Consider the following 1440-nt stretch of genomic DNA (forward strand, 5'->3'; position numbering starts at 1 on the left):
GCAAACCGATTTCCGCAACATCAGCCATCGGGAGATACGCAGGGTTCAAGATGAACTGAACCACCGGCCAAGAAAAACACTTGGCTATGAAACGCCAAGTGTTTTATTCTTAAAACCTGTTCCAACTACTACCTGAGTGTTGCACTTGAAATTCGAATCCAAGGTTTTATTGTGCTTCGCACTATTAACAGCTTGCGGGTCTTCTGACGAGCGAAATATCAGAGAGAAAGACATCGGAATCAATACTAATGCATTTTTTGATTTAAAAACCGTTGATGCTGATGAAAAGTTTGAGGCCGCAATGATTTATGACTCAATACAGCATTTACCGCATACATTGTTGGTTATGGGAGAAAAAACTGATGAAAATAAAAAAATAGAATCAGTAAAAACCTTTTTTCACCTAGATCCGCAAGGTCGTGTTTTTATAAAAAATGAGCCGTGCGGTGCATTGTGTAGATCCGTGTATGGTGCTGCCGGATTTAATGCAAACAACCAATTTAAAGCTTTTAGTGCTAATGAAATTATTGATGACACAGGAAAAGTTTTATTAAAAGCAAATGGCATAATAGAACCTGTAAACAACAGTAAAAATCAGGTTATCGGTATTTTAAATTTTTCCACCTCTCCAAATAGCCCTCCAAATTCTGTATATACCGTTTCATACCAAGACCTAGCGGGGAGAACCATTAAAAAATTAGCTCAATGCGGAAATGATGATAACTACGGCTTACAGTACGGAACTTATCATGATGAACAAGAGCAGCTGGTTTTTTTCTTGGTTAATTTTCCTGCCAAATTATTATGCATGGAAACGTTGGAGGGAGAAATCAAACAATTTAATTCGACAGCATTCGAGGGTTGTGACAAACAAAATTATTTAGCCGTCAACTTACAGGGCGGTACAGATTACCCTTTTTCACGGATACTTATTTTTAAAGAAAACGGTGAAGTTGTTTTTGAGATGAAGAGCAATAGGGTAATAGGAATATATACTTTTCAATCATCTCATTTCATTGTTTTAGTTGGTCATGACGGCATTAGGATTTTAAAAGATAAACGGTGTTAACTTACTTACATTTTCAAACAGCTTATGCTGTTGGAAAGTCAGATTGTTCACACTTTTATGTCAAACAACAAGCGTAGTTTGGGACGTAACCCAACAAAGCCATTAAGGCCGTCTGAAAAAATAAAACCTTTTCAGACAGCCTTGTCATACAACTTCCACATAAAGCCCATTATGGGTATGATGCTGTCTTCTTCAAAACACAATTAAAGACAACATCATGGCCATCAACAAAATCGCCCGCAAAAGCAGCAAGTTCCGCGTGGTGTTTATGGTGCCCGACTTCTGTTGGCCGCCCCCGCCCGCTCCGCCGCAAGTGCCGCCGATTCCCTTCCCGCTGTTCGCCGATTTGGGCGGCGCTAAAAACGTTACCA

At 39.5% G+C, this 1440-nt stretch carries 1 protein-coding gene; it reads left to right on the forward strand.

Annotated features, from left to right (window positions below):
- Positions 1 to 145: 145 nt before the first annotated feature.
- Positions 146 to 1069 (forward strand): hypothetical protein, encoded by a 924-nt coding sequence (locus AKG09_RS11480; RefSeq protein WP_054619554.1) that lies wholly within the window; start codon positions 146 to 148, stop codon positions 1067 to 1069.
- The last annotated feature ends 371 nt before the right edge of the window (positions 1070 to 1440 follow it).

Source organism: Neisseria sp. 83E34 (assembly GCF_001308015.1).
Lineage (GTDB): Bacteria > Pseudomonadota > Gammaproteobacteria > Burkholderiales > Neisseriaceae > Neisseria.